Source organism: Pseudomonas sp. (assembly GCF_030690725.1).
Lineage (GTDB): Bacteria > Pseudomonadota > Gammaproteobacteria > Pseudomonadales > Pseudomonadaceae > Aquipseudomonas.
The window spans coordinates 212707-232049 of the sequence record NZ_JAUYGD010000033.1 but is presented as its reverse complement, the minus strand read 5'-3'; the positions used below and the strand labels follow the sequence as shown (position 1 = coordinate 232049).

Here is a 19343-nt window from a genome sequence, read left to right as displayed (position 1 = left end):
CCAGATCAGTTGCGCTCGGAACTCAGCAGCATCAACAGCGACACCGGCTGCTCGCTCTCCGGGTGCAACGGTTCCTGCAGCCACTGCAGGCGCCAGCCGGTTTCGCTGAACAGGCCCAACCAGGACTCCAGCGTGCGGAAAAACCAAGGCATCGGCTGAGCAAAGCCTTCGCCGAAGCCAGCAAAGGTTTCCACCCGCCAACCGTCCCGATAACCCACATCATTGCAGGCGCGCCAGGGGTGCAGAGTCTGAATCAGCAGCCGGCCATCTGCTGCCAGCAGGCCATGCAAGGCATTCAAGGTTGGCGCCAGGGGCTCTTCCAGCAGAGCGAAATTACCCACCAGCGTATCGAAACGCCCCAGCTGCGCGGCCTGCGCTTCCAATTCGGCATAACCGCACACGCGGTACTGCGATGCGCCACCGGCCGCCTGTTGTGCCACAGCAATCAGCGGCGCGGAGGCATCCACACCGACCGCCTCGATGCCATGCTCGACCAGCCCGCGGCACAACCAGCCCTCACCGCAACCCAGATCCAGCACACGCGTGGGCGCCAGGGCGAGAATCGCCTGAACGATGGCGGCATCAGTCACCAGCCGGCGGCTTTCAATGCGCTGCTCGCGCACTGCCGCCGTCCAGGCATCGGCATTAGCCTGCCAGCTGAGGTTGAGTTGCTCCCGATGGTCGCGTTGCATAGCTCACTCGTCGCCTGTTCCGTCACGGCTCAATTCTAGCAATCTGCCTACACACGCAAGTGCCAGGGGCAATCCTGCGCCAGTTAGCGCATATCTGTGTTGCCGCTGATCACTTAATCAGCGCGCCAGCGCGTAAAAATCAGCAAAAAATCCTCTGTCTGCCAAGCCCATCCCTGCCTGCCCCATGTACCAGCGGCTAAACTGCAGACAGTGGCCAGCTGAGAGGAACTCAGTGTTCAAGCCCGCTGATGTTATTCAGCAACCTGTCAAACCTATGGATGAGTACATCAGGCTAAATGAATATGGGCGCACCTTGGCAACTCGACATCACCACCCTGCCGGCCGGCGAACAACCCAGCCCCCGCAAGCGCACCAGTAAATTGAAGGTCACCTTCTGGCTGCTTGTGCTACTGCTGGGCATCGCCGCCGGCTTTTGGCTTGTCGAGGAAGCACGCACCTCGCGCTTTCAGGCCCAGGAACTCAGCCGCTACGCGCAAACCCTCAGTTACCGGGTCAAGCCAGGCCCCAGCCCGTCGATCATCTACCCCAAGGAAGGCCCCTTCGATAAACGCCAGGGCTACACCTACCTGCCCTTGATGCTGGAACGCCTCGATCAACGTGGCTTTACCGTGCAGCAACAGGCGCAGTTCTCTCCCGCCCTGCTCGACTATGCCCAGCGCGGCCTGTTTGTACCCTACCCGGAGAAGATCCAAAGCGGCCTGCGCATCAGTGACTGCAGCGGTACGCCCTTCTATGAGTTCCGCTACCCACAACAGCGCTACCCAAGCTTCAACACCATCCCGCCGCTGGTGGCCGGCAGTCTGCTGTTTATCGAAAACCGCAAGTTGCTTGATCCTGAACACCCCCTGGCCAACCCGGCAGTGGACTGGCCACGCTTTGTCATGGCGGCCATTTCCCAGGTCGGCAAGCTGCTGGATATGCAAGACCAGTCTGCAGGCGGCAGCACCCTGGCCACCCAGCTGGAGAAATACCGCCACTCCCCGGACGGCCTGACGTTATCGGGTACGGAGAAACTGCGGCAGATGCTCTCCGCCAGTGTGCGCGCCTACCAGAGCGGCCCGCAGACATTGGCCGCGCGGGAAAATATCGTGCGCGACTACCTCAACAGCGTGCCGCTCTCCGCCGCCCCCGGGCATGGCGAGGTGCATGGCCTGGCCGATGGTCTGCGCATCTGGTTCGGCGCGGACTTCGCCCGGGTCAATCTGCTGCTCGACCCGGCGCGCTCGCCAGATGCCAGCCTGGCCGAGCGCGGCCTGGCGCTGCGTCAGGTACTGGCCCTGATGATTGCCCAGCGGCGCCCGTCCTATTACCTGGCCCAGGGTCGCAATGACCTGGCCGAACTGACTGATAGCCATATCCGCCTGCTCGCTGGCGGCGGCCTGATTGACGCTGCGCTGCGTGATGCGGCGCTAAACCAACAACTCAGCTACCGCGACTGGGCCCTGGAGCCCAATCTGCAGCCGGTGGACAGCAACAAGGGCATCAGCGTCTCGCGAGCGCGACTGTCAGCCATGCTCAATATGCCGCTGTATGACTTAGATCGCCTCGACCTGAGCGCCACCAGCACGCTGAACAACGAGCTGCAGCAAGCCGCCAGCCACTACTTGCAGCAATTGGCTGATCCGGAGTTCGCCGGGCAGATCGGTCTGTTTGGCGAACGCTTGCTCTCGCCGGAAAAAACCGCCGACGTGCGCTACAGCTTCACCCTGTTCGAGCGCACCAGTAACGGCAGCGTGGTGCGGGTGCAGACCGATAGCACCGACCAGCCGTTTGACATCAACGAAGGCAGCAAGCTGGAACTGGGCTCCACCGCCAAGCTCAGGGTGCTGGCCACTTATCTGGAAATCATCGCCGAACTGCACCAGCGCCACGCGGGGCAGAGCCCCAGCGAATTGCGCGCAGTCAGCGCCGAGGACAACCTCACCCGCTGGGCCATCGGTTACCTGCAGAGCACCCCCAACGCCAGCCTGTCGGCCATGCTGGATGCCGCGCTGGAGCGCAAATATTCCGCCAGCCCTGGCGAGCGTTTCTTCACCGGCGGCGGCATTCACACCTTCAACAACTTCCGCCGTGAAGATAACCAGCGCATTGCCAGCATGCGTGAAGCCCTGCGCGAGTCGCTGAATCTGCCGTTTATCCGCCTGATGCGCGACCTGGTGCGCTACAGCACTTATCAGGGCCCAAACAACAGCGCCGAGCTGCTCAAGGACGACAAGGACCCGCGCCGCCAGGCCTATCTGCAAGACTTCGCCGACCGCGAAGGCACCACCTTCCTGCTGCGTTTCTGGCGCAAATACCAGGGCCAGCCCGAGCAGCAGCGCCTGGACACCTTCCTCAACGGTCTGCGCCACACCTCGGTGCGCCTCGCCGCCGTGCACCGCTACCTGATGCCACATAGCGATGAAGCCAGCTTCGCCGCCTTCCTGCGCAAATACCTGCCCCAGGAAAAACTCAGCGATAAGCGCATTAGCGAGCTGTATAAAAACTACGGTCCCGGCGCCTACAACCTGCCGGATCAGGGCTATATCGCCCGCGTCCATCCGCTTGAACTGTGGCTGTTGGGCTATCTGATCGAACAACCACAAGCCACCTTCAGCAATGCGGTGGCCGCCAGCCAGGACGAACGTCAGGAAGTCTACGGCTGGCTGTTCCGCAGCCGGCACAAGAGCGCCCGCGACAGCCGCATCCGCATCATGTTGGAGGTGGAAGCCTTCCTCGATATTCACCGGCGCTGGCAAAACCTCGGCTATCCCTTCGCCCATCTGGTGCCGTCGCTGGCCACCGCCATTGGCAGCTCCGGTGATCGCCCGGCGGCGCTGGCCGAGCTGGTCGGAATTATCCAGAACGACGGTATTCGGCAACCCACAGCACGCATCGACAGTCTGCACTTTGCCGCCGATACGCCCTACGACACCCTGGTGGTACGCGAACATACCGAGGGCAAGCGGGTGATGGCCTCGGAAGTCGCAGCGGCGCTGCGCAGTGCCCTCGCCGATGTGGTTGAGGCCGGCACCGCACGGCGCTTGCTGGGCAGCTTTACCCAGGCCGACGGCCAACCGCTCAAGGTCGGCGGTAAAACCGGCACCGGCGATAACCGCATCGAAACCGTCGGCGCCGGTGGCCGGGTGCTCAGTTCACGGGCGATGAACCGCACCGCAACCTTTGTCTTCTACCTCGGCCCACGCCACTACGGCACCCTCACCGCCTTTGTCCCTGGCCGCGCGGCAGAAAGCTTCCGTTTCACCTCAGCGCTGCCGGTGCAGGTGCTTAAAGGCATGGCACCAATTCTGCGGCCCTACCTTCAACCGGACACCCACAGCCAGTGCTTGCCACCTATGCCGGCGGCTCAGGCCAGAACCTTGTAGACCCTGAGCAAAAAACCACCCGCAACAAAAACGGGAGGCCGATGGCCTCCCGTTTTTTATTGAACCTTGCCGCGACTATTTCGCCTTGTAGATGATTCCAGGGCTGCATTGCACCATCTGATAATGGTTAGGCAGACCGTTGAGCGCTTCAGAAGCCCCCAGGAACAGATAACCGCCCGGTTTCAACATGGCATGAATGCGCGTGAGGATGTCCTTCTTCACCTCGGCCGAGAAGTAGATCAGCACGTTACGGCAGAACACCACATCAAACTTGCCCAGGCTGGCGTAACTGTCCAGCAGGTTCAGCGGACGGAACTCAATGCGGCTGCGAATGGCCGGCTTGACCACCCAGCGCCCCGGCCCCTTAGGGTCGAAATAACGCTGCAGACGCTCCTGGGAAAGGCCGCGGCCCATCGCCAGGCTGTCGTATTCACCGGATTTACAATTGATCAGCATGGTCGGTGAGAGGTCGGTGGCAACAATCTGCAAACCGCCCTTGAGCTGACCGATATTGGTCTTCTCGAACTCGTCGATGGTCATCGACAGCGAATAGGGTTCCTGCCCGGAGGAGCAAGCCGCCGACCAGATGCGCAGACGCTGACCCGGGCTGGCCTTGATCATCTCCGGCAGCACGCGGTTCTTCAGCACCTCGAACGGATAGGTGTCGCGAAACCACAGGGTTTCGTTGGTGGTCATGGCATCTACCACCTGCTCGCGCAAACCGCTGCGTGGCTGACTCTGCATGCGCTGCACCAGCTCACCCAGGGTCTTGATGCTGTTCTGCTCCATCAACTTGTTGAGCCGACTGGAAACCAGATACTGCTTGTTGGTGCCAAGCAGGATGCCGCAGGCTTTTTCCAGGAAAGTCCGGAACTGCTCGAAATCCAAATTACCTGTAGACACTCGCGAGGCCTCGACGAACATATGATTCACTAAGGGCCAGGCCCTTAGTCCCCTGCCGCGATATTGATGCGGTCAGCTACCCGTGCCGCCAGGTCATCCGGGCGAAACTTGGCGAGAAAATCATCCGCGCCCACCTTCTTCACCATGGCCTGGTTGAACACGCCAGATAACGAAGTATGCAGGATGATGTGCAGCTTTTGCATGCGCGGATCGGCGCGGATCTCAGCGGTCAACGTATAACCATCCATTTCCGGCATTTCGATGTCGGAAATCAGCATCAAAAACTCCTCTGCAGGATTTTTGCCTTCTTCGACCATCGCCTTCAGATAATCCAGTGCCTGACGCCCATCATTCAGCGCCACCACCTCCACGCCGACAGTCTCCAGGCAACGGGTTACCTGCTTACGCGCCACCGATGAATCGTCGCAGGTCAGCACACGTTTGCTTACCGCACGCGCCTGGGTCTCGGCATTCAGTACGCCTTCAGAAATAACTTCCGATGTTGGCGCCACCTCGGCCAGAATTTTCTCGACATCGATGATCTCGACCATCTTGTCGTCCAGGTGGGTGACCGCCGTCAGGTAATGGTCACGCCCGGTGCCCTTGGGTGGCGGATGAATCGACTCCCAGTTCATGTTGACGATGCGCTCGACCGAGTGCACCAGAAAGCCCTGAACCTTGGTGTTGTATTCAGTGATGATGACGAAGCTGTTGTCGATATTAGCCAGCGGCGCGCTGCCGGTAGCCATGGACAAATCGAGAATCGGGATAGTACCGCCACGGATATTGGCGACACCGCGAACGACCGGACTGGATTTCGGCATGATGGTGAGCTTCGGGCATTGCAGCACCTCTTTCACCTTGAATACGTTAATCCCATACAGCTGGTTGCTGTTCAGACGAAACAGCAACAACTCCAAACGATTCTGTCCAACCAACTGAGTTCGCTGGTTAACCGAATCCATCACACCGGCCATACCCAAACTCCTTATTTGAGTAACAGATTGCTGTCAGCGTAGCAGGCGGCACGCGCCTTGCTATCCAACCCATATGAACACTGAAACGACAACTAACCGACACTCACTGGCAAAATGCCGCTACTGGCTGGCAGTTGTACCCGCTTTGCTGGCACTCGGCTATAGCGCCTTGGCAACAGCCAACGCCACGCGGCCTGAACAACTTATCGGCGCTGGCGAAGTTTTTCTTGAGCAAGCGGTGAGCGATTATTTACAGCGTAGCAACATCGCTGGCCGCCATGAGATTCAAATCAACCGACTCGACCCCCGCCTGCGCCTGCCGCTGTGCCCGCAGCCGTTGACTACCACCCTGGAAAGCCCTGCCGAGCCAATTGGCCGTGTGACCCTGCGCGTACGCTGTGACGGTGATGCACCCTGGACAGTCTTTGTGCCTGGGCAAGTGCGCCTGTACCGCGAAGTGGTGATCGCCAGCCGCCCGCTGAAACGCGACAATCTGCTGACGGAGATGGATGTGGTGTTAGCCGAGCGGGATGTTGGCCTGCTCAATCAGGGGTATCTCACAGCCCTTAAGCAGGCAATCGGCAAAAAATTGACGCGACCACTGTTACCCGATCAGGTGCTTGCGCCGATTCATGTGCAAGCGGCCGAGGCCATACGCAAAGGTGATCAGGTAGTGATCAGCGCCCGCAGCGGTGGTATCAGTGTGCGCATGCCGGGCGAAGCCTTGTCGGACGGCACGATTGGCAAGCAGATCAGCGTGCGTAACCAACGCTCCAACCGGGTGATCCGGGCTCGTGTAGTTGGGCCTGGACAGGTTGAAGTGGCGATGTAGGCATGATTCTTGTTTTAACTTTGTGCACTTAGTGAGCTGACGATTATCCACACTGTGTTTAGACTGTTACCTGACGCACACTTTTTTGCCCTAAAGTTTTTCAGGGCAATGCCGACAAGCTAGGCAAGCGTCCAAACACTGTTCGAGGTTTTGCATCATGGTCATTGACATCAACCGGCTCAACAATGCCGCTTCGCCAGCCAATTCGGGGCGGGCCGGCAGTGCGCAGGCAGGTGGCCAGAATGAAGCCATCGGCGGTAAACAACCTGGCAACGTACCCAGCCCCGCCGAGCAGGCGCAACAAACCGGCAAAAGCGGCGAATCGGTACAGCTGAGCCGCGAGGCCCAACAGTTGCAAAAAGTCAGCGAAAAGCTGCGCGATCAGCCGACCGTCAATAAAGAACGCGTCGCCCAGCTCAAACAGGCGATCGAAGACGGCAGTTATCAAGTCGATAGCCAGCGCGTTGCCAGCAAACTGCTTAATTTCGAATCCCAGCGCTAGTCACCGGGCTACGCTGGGGTAATTGGCCGCCCAATAGACACTGCACGCACACCCTGCAGCGTCTGTTACCCCGAAGAGCCCGCAATGCACGACACCAGCCTGCTTGAACTGTTCACCAACGATATCGGCACCGCCGAGCAGTTGCTTGAATTGATCGACACCGAATTCCAAGCCCTCAGTGACCGCGACCTCCCCCGCCTGCAAAGCATCCTGACGGAAAAACTGCCGCTGCTAACCCTGCTCGACCAGCACGGCAAAGAGCGCAGCCAACTGCTTACCAACCTCAACCTCAGCCCCGACCGCACCGGCCTGCAAGCGCTTGCCGCACAGTCCACCCAAGGCGAACAGCTGCTTGAGCGCGGCGATCAACTCAACGCCCTGCTGGAACGCTGCCAAACGGCCAACCTGCGTAATGGCCGGCTGATTCGCTCCAGCCAGGCCTCGGCCAACAGCATGCTCGGCATTCTGCGTGGCAACGAGACGCCGAGCCTCTATGACAGCCGCGGCAGTGCCGCTAGAATCGGCCAGCAGCGCCCGCTCAGCCAGGCCTGAAACCTATAAAAGGCACAGGGGACATACTGTCATATTGCCAGTATGCTAGTGCCATAGCATTTGCTCGGAGAGTTATGGACCGTGTCCAGTCCTTTTAGCCAGGAAGATGGCCCGCAGCCACCCAAGGTGCTCAAGGCACCGGTGGAAATAGTTGCCAACCTGCGCCAACTGCAACAAAACCATGACCCGCTGATCATCACCTTCCACGAACGCAACCAACGCTTTCAGAGCTACGTGATCGAGGTTGATCGCGACAAGAACCTGTTGATTCTCGATGAGTTGGTGCCAAACGATGGTGAGCGCTACCTGGCCAATGGCGAGGCGTTTAATGTCGAAGCCTTCCATGAAGGCGTGCGCGTAGCCTGGAAATGCGAACAGAATGTGCGCATCACCGAGCACGAAGGCGCGCGCTGTTACTTCAGCCCGATGCCACTTGAGGTGACCTACCACCAACGGCGCAGCGCCTTCCGCGCCCCGCTCAAGCAGACTGAACTGATCAAAGTCGAACTGGCCGGCGATAAACTACGCACGGCCATACCTGGGCATTTGCTGGACATCTCTGCCACCGGCTGCAAATTGCGCTTTCCCGGCAATATCAGCAGCAGCCTGCAGGCCGGCCAGGTCTATGAGCGCTTTACCGCACGCTTTCCTTTCGGCGCCATGACCACCGCCATTGAAATGCGTCATGTGCAGTATGAAGAGAAGGTCGACACCACCTTTGTCGGTGCACGCTTCCACCGCATCAATGGCCAGGAGCAGCGTCTGGTCGAACGTTTCGTCTACCAGTTGCAGCGTGAAGCGCGCCGCTTCGAGAGTGACGGACTGTTCTAGATCAAGATATCCAGTGCCGCCAGGCGCGATAAATCCTCAGGCCGATCAACATCCCACAATGCAGGCAGCAGTGCCGGACGCCAGTCCAGCTGCTGCAGGCGTTGCAGGGTCATATCGAAGACCCGTTCGGTGCCCCACGGCATATCGCTGAACAAGGCGGCGTCCACGCGGCGTAACCCCAGCAGCACATAACCACCATCCTCTGCCGGGCCGATCACCACGGGCTGCTCCTGCAACGCATGGCATGCCGCCTGCAAATAAGCACCGTCGAGCGCCGGGCAGTCATTGCCGATCAGAATCACCGCATCGCTTTCCGCCAGCCCGAGGGTGGCAATACGGCGCATGCGCTCGCCCAGATCGCCCGCCGGCTGCTCGACCAAGGTCCAGCCAAGGCGCTGCGCCAACGCCTGCAGGCCTGCATCGGGTAAATCGTCCAGCCACAGAAAGCGCTCGCCAAAGCCATGGGCCGGCAACTGCAGCGCGCGCTCCAGCAGCAGCTGCTGTAAATCACAGGCACCCTGAGCGCCCAGCGCCGGGATCAGCCGCGTTTTTACCCGCCCCGCCACCGGGGCGCGAGCAAGCAGATGCAATGAGATCGACAGGTTCATAACAGCGACCCTCGCCGGTACTGACGAGCCAGTTTTTCTGGGCTGGCGCCACAGTAATAGGCCAACCGCAGACACCACATCAGCACCACGGTACGCCAGATTCCGTGCTGCTCCCAGCGCCGGCTGGAGGTCGACAATGGCGGGCGTAAGCAACGCGGCCGTGCCCGCGCCTTAAGCCGCCGGCACAGCTGCAAATCCTCCATTAACGGCATCTGCGCATAACCGCCCATGGCCTCAAAATGCTGGCGAGCAACAAAAATCCCCTGATCACCCGATGCGACACCGCTAAACCGCGACCGCAGGCTGATCATCGCGCCAATCACTCGGAATGCCAGGCCAGGGCCGGACAAACGTACATCAAAACGCCCCCATAGCGGTCGCTGGCTTAACGCCTGTTGCAGACTGGTGAGGGACTCAGTACTGACCCGCGTATCGGCATGCACAAACCACAGGTACTCGCCACGGGCCACCGCCGCGCCGGCATTCATCTGCAGCGCACGGCCAGGGGCCGTTCTCAGCAACTGATCAACCCGCCCCAGCGCCAGTTCGCAGGTGCTATCACTGCTGCCGCCGTCGACCAGGATCAACTCGGCACCGATGGCACGCAAATCCGTCAGATCATCCAACAAGTCCGGCAACGCCTGGGCCTCATTGCGCACCGGGATCACCACGCTAAGCAGCGGCGTCATCCGCGCGACTCTGACTGAGCGGGCGGTTCCGCTGCAGGTTCGCCACCAGATTCTTGCACAACGCTGTTGTCGTGCATCTGCTCATGCACCACCTGTTCATCGACACGCGGATCGAGGGCGGCCGTCAGTGGCGAACTGGTGGTGCTGTCGGGCATGGGGATGTGGTGCAGCGGCGCATCGTCGACCTGATGCAGATGGGTAACGCGCTCCGGCCGGATACGCAGCACCAGAATCAAGGCGCAGGCGCAGACGAAGGCGTAGAGCATGTTGGCGCCGAGAAAGCGCATCAGCACGCCCGCCAGCAACGGCCCGATACTGGCGCCGACACCAAAGGTCACCAGCAGCATGGCCGTCAGCGATACCCGCCGCTCGGCTTCGACATGGTCATTGGCCAGCGCCACCGCCAGCGGATAGAGACTGAATTGCAAGGCGCACACGGCAAAGCCGCCGGCAAACAACAGCGGCAAGCTGGCTTGCGACAGAATCGCCAGGGGCAGCGCAGCCAGTGCCAGCAACGCGGCACAACCACGAATCAGCTGCACGCGGTCATGCCGATCAGACAACCAGCCCAACGGCCACTGCACCACCAGGCCGGCGATGATGCAGCACCCCATAAACAGACCAATCTGCTCGGTGGACAAACCCATGCGCGTGCCATACAGCGGGGCCAGGCCGTAGAACGAACCGATCAGCAGCCCCGCGACCAAGATAGTGGTCAGCGACAACGGCACGCGGTCGATAAAGAAGCGCATTTCCAGCGGCGCAGGATGCAAGGGCGCCGGGTGCAGTTTGCGGGTCAAGGCCACCGGCACCAGGCATAGGGCAAAGCACAGCGCCACCAGCATCAGCAGTTCAAGGCCCAGCGCCGGGTGCACCACCAGCACCAGCTGACCGAGGATCAAGCCCAGGTAGGAAGCCCCCATATAGCCGGCAAACACCTGGCCGCGCTGGCTGGTTTCCGCCTGCTCATTGAGCCAGCTCTCGATCACCATGTACTGGCACATCATGCCCAGACCAACCAGCATCCGCAGCAGCAACCAGCTGGGCAACCAATCGCTTAAGCCATGGCCAAGCACCGCTGCCGTCACCACACCAGCGCAGGCGACATAGGCGCGGATATGGCCAACTCGGGCAATCAACCGATGCCCGATCTTGCCGCCTAGCACCAAGCCCAGGTAGTTGGCCGCCATCAGCGCACCGACCCACAAGCCATCGGCCGTTTGCGCCAGCCGCAGCGCCAGGTAAGTGCTCAACAGACCCGAGCCCAACAGCATCAACAGGGTGGCGAAATACAGCGAACTAAATGACTTGAGGATCACAGACATGGGGCGGCGCATGGCTCCATAAAGGCCGCCGAACGCATGCTCGGCGGTAAGACTCTAAGCGTGGGCCGCCAATACACGGCGCTCCCACGGGGTAATTTCGTCAAAGAAGCTGGTGAGCTCCAACGTCTTGCTGGCAATGTAGCCTTCGATGAACTCTTTGCCGAACAGTTCCAGCGCCAACGTACTGCGCTTGAGACGCTCAATCGCAGCATGCATGGTACAGGGTAGCGCCAATTCATCCGGCACTTCGAACTCACCCTGGATCGGCGCGCTGGGCTGCAGCTGCTGCTCAATCCCATACAGACCGGCCGCAAGGCTGGCCGCCAACGCCAGATAAGGGTTGGCATCGGCGCCCGGCAAACGGTTCTCCACCCGCCGCGCAACCGGCGCGCTGGCCGGAATACGCAGGCCAGCGGCGCGGTTATCCTCGGACCAGCAGGCGTTGTTCGGCGACGCATAAGGGTGGCAAAGGCGCTGATAGGAATTTACATGCGGGGCAAATAGCAGGGTGAAATCGGCCATGGCCGCCTGCTGACCGGCAATAAATTGATAGAACGCCGGCGTTGCCTGGCCATCGGCCGCGCTGAAGATATTCTGCCCACTGCCCTGCTCCACCACGCTCTGATGAATGTGCATGGAGCTACCCGGCGTATGCGCCAATGGTTTGGCCATGCACACCACAGTAAGCCCATGCTTGAGCGCGACTTCCTTGAGCAGATGTTTGAACAGAAAAGTCTGGTCGGCCAGCAGCAGCGGATCACCGTGCAGCAAATTGATTTCGAACTGGCTGACGCCCATTTCATGCATAAAGGTATCGCGCGGCAGACCCAGGGCCGCCATGCACTGATAGACCTCTTGGAAGAACGGGCGCAGGCCGTTGTTGGAACTCACGCTAAAGGCCGAACCGCCATCTTCACGCCGGCCATCCAGGCCCAGCGGCGGCTGAAACGGCTGCAATGGGTCGGCATTGCGGGCAAACACGAAAAACTCCAGCTCGGTTGCCACCACCGGCTGCCAGCCATGGCTGGCGTAACGCGCAAGCACCTGCTTGAGCAGGCCGCGGGTCGACAACCCGGAGCTGCGTCCATCGAACTCATCGGCATCACAGATGGCCAGCGCGCGCGGCGTTTCACTCCAGGGCAGGCGATGAATCTGCGTCGGCTCGGCATTCAAGGCCAGGTCACCATCATCACTGCCGTAATAACACGGCGCCGGATAGCCACCCATGATGCATTGCAGCAACACCCCGCGCGCCAACTGCAAGCGCCGCCCCTCGAGAAACCCCTCAGCCGTCATCACCTTGCCACGCGGCACGCCATTGAGATCGGGCGTCACGCATTCGATTTCATCAACACCACGCAGCAGTTCAGCCAGGGCGGTGCGGTCGAGGGTACTCATTTGCTGTTGTCCTTATTGATGCAAGAGGCCGTAGTCGAACGGCGAGGCGTACAAAATACGCACCAGCCGTTCGATATTTCAAGCAAAGCCACATCTGACCTTAAAGTGCAGGCTATTGCGTTAAATACATCGATAAATTAGATATTAATGATCATGCACACTCGCTCCAAAAACCATCCTTAAAGTGTCAGAAAAATAAAATAACTACATGATTTATAAATAATTAATCAGACTATCGATAGCATCGATGATTACCATGCCCAGCCTGCACTTCTTCATCAAATTTTCACCCGTATCATTGGCTCCGTACTCACTTACTACCCGCCCTTACGAGGAGCCTGAACATGAAAAAGCAAATTCTTACCGCCCTGATCCTGAGCAGCCTGTCCATCAGCGCCTTTGCCCTGCCACAGAACAACCCGCAGCCATTGCTGGGTGAAAAGCAGGACAGTAGCGTCAAAACCCTGATGGGCTTTGGTAGCAACCTGCAAACTGAAGGTGGCGCTGAGCGCACTGGTGCAAACCGTGTCGCTGAAGGTGGCGCTGATCGTCTGCAAGAGCGTCTGCGTGTAGCCGAAGACGGTGCCGACCGCACTGGCGCTAACCGCGTCGCCGAAGGTGGTGCTGATCGCCTGCAAGAGCGTCTGCGTGTAGCCGAAGACGGTGCCGACCGCACTGGCGCTAACCGTATCGCTGAAGGTGGCGCTGATCGTCTGCAAGAGCGCCTGCGTGTAGCCGAAGACGGTGCTGACCGTACTGGCGCAAACCGCGTTGCTGAAGGCGGTGCTGAACGTACGCCAGGCCTGCGCTTTAGCTGATCACAGCTAATAGGCAACACAAAAAAGGTGCTCAATCGAGCACCTTTTTTGTTTATTGCGCAGGCGATTCCAACTGCGCCAAGCGCTCTTCCAGCGCGGCAATGCGCGCCTCCAGAGCCTCCAGGCGCTCATCCTGCTGACCACCCGCCGTCGCGCGCTGCGGCTCATTGGCCCTGGCCGCCAATGCCGCCTGCAAATCCGCCGGGTCACCCAGCAGGTGCATATAACGGTCTTCACGCTGTCCGGACTGACGCGGCAACAGGCAAGCCAGTTCGCGACTGATCAAACGTTCGAGGTGATGCTGCACCTGCTCGGCATCATCAAAATCATGCATGCGGCTGCTGCGAGTCAGCAGTTCGTTGATGGTCTGCGGGCCACGCAGCAGCAATAGGCCCAACAACACCACCTGCGCCGCCACCAGTTCCAGCGCCTTGTCGGCGCGGTGTTCCCAGCGATCCGCCCGACTGCCCATCACCAGGCGCGCCATTTCGCGCCCTTCCAGGCTACGCAGGGCCTGACCGACCTGGCCGGCCGTCAGATTCAGCACCGGCTCGCGGCTGGTTTTCTGATTGCAGGCCAGCACCAGGGCATTCAGCGTCAGGGGGTAGGCTTCCGGGGTGGTCAGCTGCTTTTCAATCAGGCAACCCAGCACCCGCGCCTCGATAATCGTCAGGATTTCAATCGTCGGTGCGCTCGTATCTTCGTTGGACATAACCACCTCATGGCCTCGCAAAGGCCCTAGCCTAGCCCGCCTGACGGTCGGTTGATAGGCATAAGCGCCGCTGGACGGGGCTCGCACTGCGCCAGCGCGTAACAGCGGGTCACTGTGATAGAGTCGCGCGCTATTTTTCAGCGTGGCCTTGTTTTATCCCCCGCGAAAAGCCTCATAACGCGCACCGCAGCTATGCATCCAGCCCCCGGCGCCCCAAGCCCGGCAGGCAATAGGAAGAGATCGCAGGCCTGCCCGCCAAGTAGAGATGCATGTCATGACCACTGCCCAACACCCGCTTGTCCAACTGCTCAACCGCACCAGCCTGGTGCTGCAAATTGCCATCGGCCTGATGGCCGGTATTGCCCTGGCGCTGTTCCTGCCTGAAGCCGCGGCGAGCGTCAGCTTCCTCGGCACGGTGTTTGTATCGGCGCTGAAGGCCGTGGCACCGGTGCTGGTATTCGTACTGGTGGCGGCGTCGATTGCCAACCATCAGCAAGGCCAGCAGACCCATATCAAACCGATTCTGCTGCTGTACCTGATCGGCACCTTTAGCGCGGCGCTGATCGCGGTAGCCGCCAGCTTTGCCTTCCCATCCAGCCTGACCCTGGTGAGCAACAGCGCCGAGCTGTCGCCACCCGGCGGTATCAGCGAAGTGCTGAAAACCCTGCTGCTGAATGTGGTGGATAACCCGGTCAATGCCCTGCTCAAAGGTAACTTTATCGGCATCCTGGCCTGGGCCATCGCCTTGGGCTTTGCCTTTCGCCACGCCAGCCCGAGCAGCAAGCAAATGCTCGCCGACCTCTCCGGCGCAGTCACCAGCATCGTCAAACTGGTAATCCGCCTGGCACCACTGGGGGTTTTCGGCCTGGTTGCGGCCACCCTGGCCGAGTCGGGCATGTCCGCCCTGCTCGATTACCTGCACCTGTTGCTGGTACTGGTGGGTTGCATGCTGTTTGTCGCGCTGGTGACTAACCCGGCGATTGTCTACTTCAAGACCCGCCGCAACCCCTACCCGCTGGTGCTGACCTGCCTGCGCGAAAGTGGCCTGACGGCGTTCTTTACCCGTAGTTCGGCAGCCAATATTCCGGTCAACCTGCAGCTTTGCCAGCGCCTGGGCCTGCATGAGGAAACCTACTCGGTGTCGATCCCACTGGGCGCGACCATCAACATGGCCGGCGCAGCGATCACCATCACCGTGCTGACCCTGGCCGCCGTGCACACCCTGGGCATCGCCGTCGATCTGCCGACAGCCTTGCTGCTCAGCCTGCTCGCCTCGATCAGCGCTTGCGGCGCATCGGGCGTCGCCGGCGGCTCGCTGCTGCTGATTCCATTGGCGTGCAGCCTGTTCGGCATCCCCAATGATGTGGCCATGCAGGTGGTCGCCGTCGGCTTTATCATCGGCATCGTCCAGGACTCGGCGGAAACCGCGCTGAACTCCTCCACCGACGTGCTGTTCACCGCCGCCGCTTGCCAGGCCGAACAACGCGGCTAAGCACCTGCCGAAACACGAAAAGGCTTACCTCATGGGTAAGCCTTTTTTATGCACACCACTTCTGGCAGCTACCTGCGGATCAGCACTCCAGGCTGTTTTTTATGACTCAACCGATAAACGTCACATGCACGGCGTTTGAATAGCCCAACGATTCCGGTAGGCTTTGCCGCTTCTTTATTAAGGAGTAACTCCCATGGCCCGCGCCACTGCCCGTCACATCCTGGTTGCCAGCGAAGACAAGTGCAACGAACTGAAAGCCGCAATCGAAGGCGGTGCCGACTTCGCCCAGGTCGCCAAAGACAACTCCAGCTGCCCGTCCAGCCGCAGCGGCGGTGACCTTGGCTCGTTCGGCCCAGGCCAGATGGTCAAGGAATTCGACACCGTAGTATTCAGCGCCCCGATCAACGTGGTGCAAGGCCCGGTGAAGACCCAGTTCGGTTATCACCTGCTGGAAGTGACCAGCCGCCAGGACTAATCCTGCTTGTTCGCTGGGCTGCCCAGGCCCGGCGAATCCCTTCGTTGCACGCAGCGCCGCCAGGCACAGCGTCACTGACCAACAACCGCAAACCTCGGGCAATAGCCAGGTATACTCGCCGGCCTTTTCTTCTCGCACCCGCGGACCTCGCCATGACCCAGACTCCAGCAGCTGAACCCACCCTCGCCGTTCAGCCTGTCGACAGCGCAGTGCCACTCACTGGCCAGGCTGCGCCTGTAAGTCCGCCTAAAGCCACTGGTTTTGCCTCACTGTTCGGCGCTGCCAAGGCAGCTTCCGGCAAACAGGACGATCAGCCCTGGCACCAGAAGGGCAACAAGTCGAGCCACGAAAAGAAGATTGGCCCAGCGCCAAGTGGTACCCGCCGTGCCATGGGCAAACGCTAAAAGCCTAGGCCCAGCGCGCGCGCAAACGCTCCTGCAACCAGCCGCCGCAAAAATTCAGCAGCAAGCCGAGCATCACCAGCAGCGCACCGACTAGCTGCAGGCTGCTCAGGCGCTCATCGAGCAGCAATGCCGAAGAGGTCAACCCGACCACTGGCACCAGCAGTGAGAAGGGCGCCACCTGGCTAGCCGGATAACGCGACAGCAAGCGGCTCCACAGGCCATAGCCAAGAATGGTCGCTCCGAATGCCAGGTAGACCAGCACCAGCAGCGTATCGAGGCTGAATCCACGCAGCGCTGACTCGATCACCTCGGGGCCTTCCATCAGCCAGGACAGCGCAAAGAACGGCAGCGGCGGCACCAGGCTGCCCCACACCACCAAGCCCACCAGATTCACCTTACCCAGTTTGCGCGTGACGATATTGCCCAGCGCCCACATGGCGGCAGCGCACAAGGTCAGCAGAAAACCAGCCAAGGTCATCAGGCCATTACCCTGCGAACCAATCAGCAGCAACCCTCCGGCCGCCACCAGCAGGCCGAACAGGTTGGCCAGGCGAAACCGCTCACCCAGCAACAGCACGGCAAACAGCAGGGTAAACATCGCCTGTGACTGCAGCACCAGCGACGCCAGGCCGGCCGGCATGCCAACGGACATGGCGGAGAAGAGAAAGGCGAACTGCCCCAGCGAGATGGTCACGCCATAGGCCAGCAGCCAGCGCAGCGGAATCTGCGGGCGCTTGATAAACAGCACCGCAGGAAAGGCTGCCAGCAGAAAACGCAACGCACCCAACAGCATCGGCGGCATCTCGTGCAGGCCGATCTTGATCACCACAAAGTTCATGCCCCAGACGATGATTACCACCAGGGCCAGCAGTAAATCTTTGGGTTGCATGGGCGCTCCAGATTGATCAATCAACGCCTATTAAAGCGGCCAGCCGCGCCATAACGCCCATACAGAAACCCGGCAAATAAGCCGTACAGCGCATCACTGATCGGCAGATTGCAGCGCCACAGGTGCCGCAAACGTCTCGAAGGGCTAGAATCGCAGCCCTTAGAATTTGTTTCGGATCTTGCGCAGCTCGAACGAGGCCATTTTTATCGCGGTAGCGCCGACACGCAGCAGGTCCGAGACCCACCTATTAACCCGCAACGACGAGATACCCCATGGGCGCCCAGTGGAAAGCCAAACCTAAAGAAGCCGCGGCCAACGCCAGAGGCAAGATCTTCGGCCGCTTGGTCAAGGAAATCATGATCGCCGCCCGCAACGGCGCCGACCCGGACCTGAACCCCAAGCTGCGTCTGGCGATTCATCAGGCGAAAAAAGCCTCGATGCCCAAGGAAACCCTCGACCGGGCGATCAAGAAAGGCGCCGGCCTATTGGGCGACACCGTGACCTTTCACTCCGCCACCTACGAGGGTTTCGCCCCCCATCAGGTGCCAGTGATCATCGAGTGCCTGACCGACAACATCAACCGTACAGTGGCCGAAGTCCGCGTGCTGTTCCGCAAGGGCCAGATGGGCGCTTCCGGCTCGGTAACCTGGGACTTCGACCATGTGGGCATGATCGAGGCCAGCACCGAGAACGGCGCTGACCCGGAAATGGCCGCCATCGAAGCCGGCGCCCAGGATTTCGAGCCAGCCGAAGACGGCAACACCCTGTTTATCACCGAGCCGACTGACCTGGACGCCGTATGCCGCGCGCTGCCGGAGCAGGGTTTCAGCGTCAACTCGGCGAAAATCGGCTATATCCCGAAAAACCCGGTGAGCAGCCTGACCGCCGAGCAACTGGAAGAAGTCGAAGCCTTCCTCGAAGCCCTCGACGCGCACGATGACGTGCAGAACGTCTACGTTGGGCTTTCCGGCTAAACAGAGGCCGACCAGGCCCGCAGCGTAGGATGCGCCGCGGGCCCACCAACTGCCCCCATCAATGTGCGCAGTTCGTCGAATCGGCCGATTAACCACTGCCCGCGCCTCACAAAGCGGGTAGAATCGCCGCCCGCCGCGCCACCAGTGCCCGGCGTGTACACAAGGACGTTGTCACACAGGAGTTTTACCGTGCACAAGTTTCTGATTCTGGCCGCCAGCCTGCTGCTCGGCGCCTGCGCCAGTAACCCGCAGACGACCTACCAGCAAGAGGTCAAGGCGGGCAAAAGCCCAATGGCCAAGAGCGCCCTTGAGGCCATCCACAACACCCAGGCCATCCCGTTGCCGCTCAATCCTGGCCTGCTGGCGCCGCAATGGCCGATCAGCGCCGATGAGCCGCGCCTGGACTTCGGCAGCTCGATCTCCAACTACCGGATCTTTTCCCTGCAGCTGAAAAAGGGCGAGCGTTACACCCTCAACGTGCATTCACTGTGCAACGAGCCGTGCATGGGCGTCAGCAAGTACGCCCTGAAACCACGCGCCATGCTGCTGGACGCCTACGGCGCAGTGATTGCCGACAAGCCTTCGCGTGCCGAAGCCGTGGTCGGGCAGATCAGCCTGAGCTGGGATGGTGAAGCCGCCGAAGACGGCACCTACTACCTGTTGGTGGCCGCCGACAACGACGACATCGGCGAAACCATCGTGATCGACGATGTCTGGGTCAACAATTCGCCGCTGATGGCAGTCAAGGTTGATATGCAAAGCGCACCGTTCGGCAAGATCAGCGCATTTTCCAGTACTCGCACCAAGTAACTATTCAGCACACTCGACAACTCAACACCCCGCTTCCCTCGCCACGCCAGGTCCCCATCTCAAGGTGCCTGGCG

At 60.4% G+C, this 19343-nt stretch carries 20 protein-coding genes; 11 read left to right on the top strand and 9 right to left on the bottom strand.

Annotated elements, in window-relative coordinates; genetic code table 11:
- Positions 1 to 5: 5 nt before the first annotated feature.
- Entirely contained in the window at positions 6 to 692 is a 687-nt protein-coding gene (locus Q8O69_RS07600; protein WP_275961156.1) for a bifunctional 2-polyprenyl-6-hydroxyphenol methylase/3-demethylubiquinol 3-O-methyltransferase UbiG, read from the bottom strand.
- Positions 693 to 994: 302 nt separating this feature from the next.
- On the opposite strand from Q8O69_RS07600, the gene Q8O69_RS07595 reads away from it, so the two are divergent.
- A complete protein-coding gene (locus Q8O69_RS07595; RefSeq protein WP_305590912.1) occupies positions 995 to 4078 on the top strand; it encodes a transglycosylase domain-containing protein in 3084 nt (1027 codons plus the stop codon).
- Positions 4079 to 4153: 75 nt separating this feature from the next.
- Here Q8O69_RS07595 and cheR read toward each other — a convergent pair whose 3' ends face one another.
- Both cheR and Q8O69_RS07585 read right to left on the bottom strand, forming a co-directional pair.
- Positions 4154 to 4981 (bottom strand): protein-glutamate O-methyltransferase CheR, encoded by an 828-nt coding sequence (cheR, locus tag Q8O69_RS07590; RefSeq protein ID WP_160015726.1) that lies wholly within the window; start codon positions 4979 to 4981, stop codon positions 4154 to 4156.
- 44 nt (positions 4982 to 5025) lie between these two features.
- Complete coding sequence (locus Q8O69_RS07585) at positions 5026 to 5958, bottom strand: chemotaxis protein CheV (RefSeq protein WP_269380457.1); 933 nt, start codon at positions 5956 to 5958, stop codon at positions 5026 to 5028.
- A gap of 73 nt (positions 5959 to 6031) precedes the next feature.
- On the opposite strand from Q8O69_RS07585, the gene flgA reads away from it, so the two are divergent.
- The 4 genes from flgA (at position 6032) to Q8O69_RS07565 (ending at position 8675) form a co-directional block, all read left to right on the top strand.
- On the top strand, positions 6032 to 6790 hold the full coding sequence (gene flgA / locus Q8O69_RS07580) for a flagellar basal body P-ring formation chaperone FlgA (protein ID WP_304870552.1): 759 nt from the start codon (positions 6032 to 6034) through the stop codon (positions 6788 to 6790).
- Positions 6791 to 6947: 157 nt separating this feature from the next.
- Positions 6948 to 7292, top strand: a complete 345-nt coding sequence (gene flgM, locus Q8O69_RS07575) for a flagellar biosynthesis anti-sigma factor FlgM (RefSeq protein WP_305590909.1) — start codon at positions 6948 to 6950, stop codon at positions 7290 to 7292.
- An 84-nt stretch (positions 7293 to 7376) separates the two neighbouring features.
- The gene (locus tag Q8O69_RS07570; protein ID WP_305590907.1) at positions 7377 to 7844 is read left to right on the top strand and encodes a flagella synthesis protein FlgN; all 468 of its coding nucleotides are present in this window, start codon (positions 7377 to 7379) and stop codon (positions 7842 to 7844) included.
- An 81-nt stretch (positions 7845 to 7925) separates the two neighbouring features.
- The gene (locus Q8O69_RS07565) at positions 7926 to 8675 is read left to right on the top strand and encodes a flagellar brake protein (RefSeq protein WP_275961151.1); all 750 of its coding nucleotides are present in this window, start codon (positions 7926 to 7928) and stop codon (positions 8673 to 8675) included.
- On the opposite strand, the gene Q8O69_RS07560 is transcribed toward Q8O69_RS07565, so the two are convergent.
- Genes Q8O69_RS07560 through Q8O69_RS07545 form a run of 4 tightly spaced genes read right to left on the bottom strand, consistent with a single transcriptional unit; the run spans position 8672 to position 12593 of the window.
- Complete coding sequence (locus Q8O69_RS07560; protein WP_305590905.1) at positions 8672 to 9283, bottom strand: TIGR04282 family arsenosugar biosynthesis glycosyltransferase; 612 nt, start codon at positions 9281 to 9283, stop codon at positions 8672 to 8674. The two genes, Q8O69_RS07565 and Q8O69_RS07560, sit on opposite strands and share 4 nt — an antisense overlap.
- Positions 9280 to 9972, bottom strand: a complete 693-nt coding sequence (locus Q8O69_RS07555; protein WP_305590903.1) for a TIGR04283 family arsenosugar biosynthesis glycosyltransferase — start codon at positions 9970 to 9972, stop codon at positions 9280 to 9282. The genes Q8O69_RS07560 and Q8O69_RS07555 overlap by 4 nt, the downstream gene beginning before the upstream one ends.
- Positions 9969 to 11297: an MFS transporter gene (locus Q8O69_RS07550; protein WP_305590901.1), complete on the bottom strand. Its 1329-nt coding sequence runs from the start codon at positions 11295 to 11297 to the stop codon at positions 9969 to 9971. Before Q8O69_RS07550 ends, Q8O69_RS07555 begins: the two co-directional genes overlap by 4 nt.
- Positions 11298 to 11351: 54 nt before the next feature.
- Positions 11352 to 12593 (bottom strand): glutamine synthetase family protein, encoded by a 1242-nt coding sequence (locus Q8O69_RS07545; RefSeq protein ID WP_305590953.1) that lies wholly within the window; start codon positions 12591 to 12593, stop codon positions 11352 to 11354.
- Between the two features lie 446 nt (positions 12594 to 13039).
- On the opposite strand from Q8O69_RS07545, the gene Q8O69_RS07540 reads away from it, so the two are divergent.
- Complete coding sequence (locus Q8O69_RS07540; protein WP_305590899.1) at positions 13040 to 13513, top strand: phage infection protein; 474 nt, start codon at positions 13040 to 13042, stop codon at positions 13511 to 13513.
- Between the two features lie 52 nt (positions 13514 to 13565).
- On the opposite strand, the gene Q8O69_RS07535 is transcribed toward Q8O69_RS07540, so the two are convergent.
- A complete protein-coding gene (locus Q8O69_RS07535; protein ID WP_305590897.1) occupies positions 13566 to 14225 on the bottom strand; it encodes a YceH family protein in 660 nt (219 codons plus the stop codon).
- Between the two features lie 274 nt (positions 14226 to 14499).
- Here Q8O69_RS07535 and sstT point away from each other — a divergent pair, with 274 nt between their 5' ends.
- The 3 genes from sstT to Q8O69_RS07520 all read left to right on the top strand — a co-directional run bounded on the left by sstT (position 14500) and on the right by Q8O69_RS07520 (position 16596).
- A complete protein-coding gene (gene sstT / locus Q8O69_RS07530) occupies positions 14500 to 15717 on the top strand; it encodes a serine/threonine transporter SstT (RefSeq protein WP_305590895.1) in 1218 nt (405 codons plus the stop codon).
- Between the two features lie 193 nt (positions 15718 to 15910).
- On the top strand, positions 15911 to 16192 hold the full coding sequence (locus Q8O69_RS07525) for a peptidylprolyl isomerase (protein ID WP_090248458.1): 282 nt from the start codon (positions 15911 to 15913) through the stop codon (positions 16190 to 16192).
- A gap of 152 nt (positions 16193 to 16344) precedes the next feature.
- The gene (locus Q8O69_RS07520) at positions 16345 to 16596 is read left to right on the top strand and encodes a hypothetical protein (RefSeq protein WP_305590893.1); all 252 of its coding nucleotides are present in this window, start codon (positions 16345 to 16347) and stop codon (positions 16594 to 16596) included.
- 4 nt (positions 16597 to 16600) lie between these two features.
- On the opposite strand, the gene Q8O69_RS07515 is transcribed toward Q8O69_RS07520, so the two are convergent.
- A complete protein-coding gene (locus Q8O69_RS07515; protein ID WP_305590891.1) occupies positions 16601 to 17485 on the bottom strand; it encodes an EamA family transporter in 885 nt (294 codons plus the stop codon).
- 272 nt (positions 17486 to 17757) lie between these two features.
- Here Q8O69_RS07515 and Q8O69_RS07510 point away from each other — a divergent pair, with 272 nt between their 5' ends.
- Both Q8O69_RS07510 and Q8O69_RS07505 read left to right on the top strand, forming a co-directional pair.
- A complete protein-coding gene (locus Q8O69_RS07510) occupies positions 17758 to 18459 on the top strand; it encodes a YebC/PmpR family DNA-binding transcriptional regulator (RefSeq protein ID WP_305590889.1) in 702 nt (233 codons plus the stop codon).
- Positions 18460 to 18648: 189 nt separating this feature from the next.
- A complete protein-coding gene (locus Q8O69_RS07505) occupies positions 18649 to 19269 on the top strand; it encodes a hypothetical protein (RefSeq protein ID WP_305590887.1) in 621 nt (206 codons plus the stop codon).
- The last annotated feature ends 74 nt before the right edge of the window (positions 19270 to 19343 follow it).

Coding starts and splice junctions, on each gene's coding strand:
- Q8O69_RS07600 (WP_275961156.1), bottom strand. CDS start 692: ATGCAACGCGACCATCGGGAGCAACTCAACCTCAGCTGGCAGGCTAAT.
- Q8O69_RS07595 (WP_305590912.1), top strand. CDS start 995: ATGGGCGCACCTTGGCAACTCGACATCACCACCCTGCCGGCCGGCGAA.
- Q8O69_RS07585 (WP_269380457.1), bottom strand. CDS start 5,958: ATGGCCGGTGTGATGGATTCGGTTAACCAGCGAACTCAGTTGGTTGGA.
- flgA (WP_304870552.1), top strand. CDS start 6,032: ATGAACACTGAAACGACAACTAACCGACACTCACTGGCAAAATGCCGC.
- flgM (WP_305590909.1), top strand. CDS start 6,948: ATGGTCATTGACATCAACCGGCTCAACAATGCCGCTTCGCCAGCCAAT.
- Q8O69_RS07570 (WP_305590907.1), top strand. CDS start 7,377: ATGCACGACACCAGCCTGCTTGAACTGTTCACCAACGATATCGGCACC.
- Q8O69_RS07560 (WP_305590905.1), bottom strand. CDS start 9,283: ATGAACCTGTCGATCTCATTGCATCTGCTTGCTCGCGCCCCGGTGGCG.
- Q8O69_RS07555 (WP_305590903.1), bottom strand. CDS start 9,972: ATGACGCCGCTGCTTAGCGTGGTGATCCCGGTGCGCAATGAGGCCCAG.
- Q8O69_RS07550 (WP_305590901.1), bottom strand. CDS start 11,297: ATGTCTGTGATCCTCAAGTCATTTAGTTCGCTGTATTTCGCCACCCTG.
- Q8O69_RS07545 (WP_305590953.1), bottom strand. CDS start 12,593: ATGACGGCTGAGGGGTTTCTCGAGGGGCGGCGCTTGCAGTTGGCGCGC.
- Q8O69_RS07540 (WP_305590899.1), top strand. CDS start 13,040: ATGAAAAAGCAAATTCTTACCGCCCTGATCCTGAGCAGCCTGTCCATC.
- Q8O69_RS07535 (WP_305590897.1), bottom strand. CDS start 14,225: ATGTCCAACGAAGATACGAGCGCACCGACGATTGAAATCCTGACGATT.
- sstT (WP_305590895.1), top strand. CDS start 14,500: ATGACCACTGCCCAACACCCGCTTGTCCAACTGCTCAACCGCACCAGC.
- Q8O69_RS07525 (WP_090248458.1), top strand. CDS start 15,911: ATGGCCCGCGCCACTGCCCGTCACATCCTGGTTGCCAGCGAAGACAAG.
- Q8O69_RS07520 (WP_305590893.1), top strand. CDS start 16,345: ATGACCCAGACTCCAGCAGCTGAACCCACCCTCGCCGTTCAGCCTGTC.
- Q8O69_RS07515 (WP_305590891.1), bottom strand. CDS start 17,485: ATGCAACCCAAAGATTTACTGCTGGCCCTGGTGGTAATCATCGTCTGG.
- Q8O69_RS07510 (WP_305590889.1), top strand. CDS start 17,758: ATGGGCGCCCAGTGGAAAGCCAAACCTAAAGAAGCCGCGGCCAACGCC.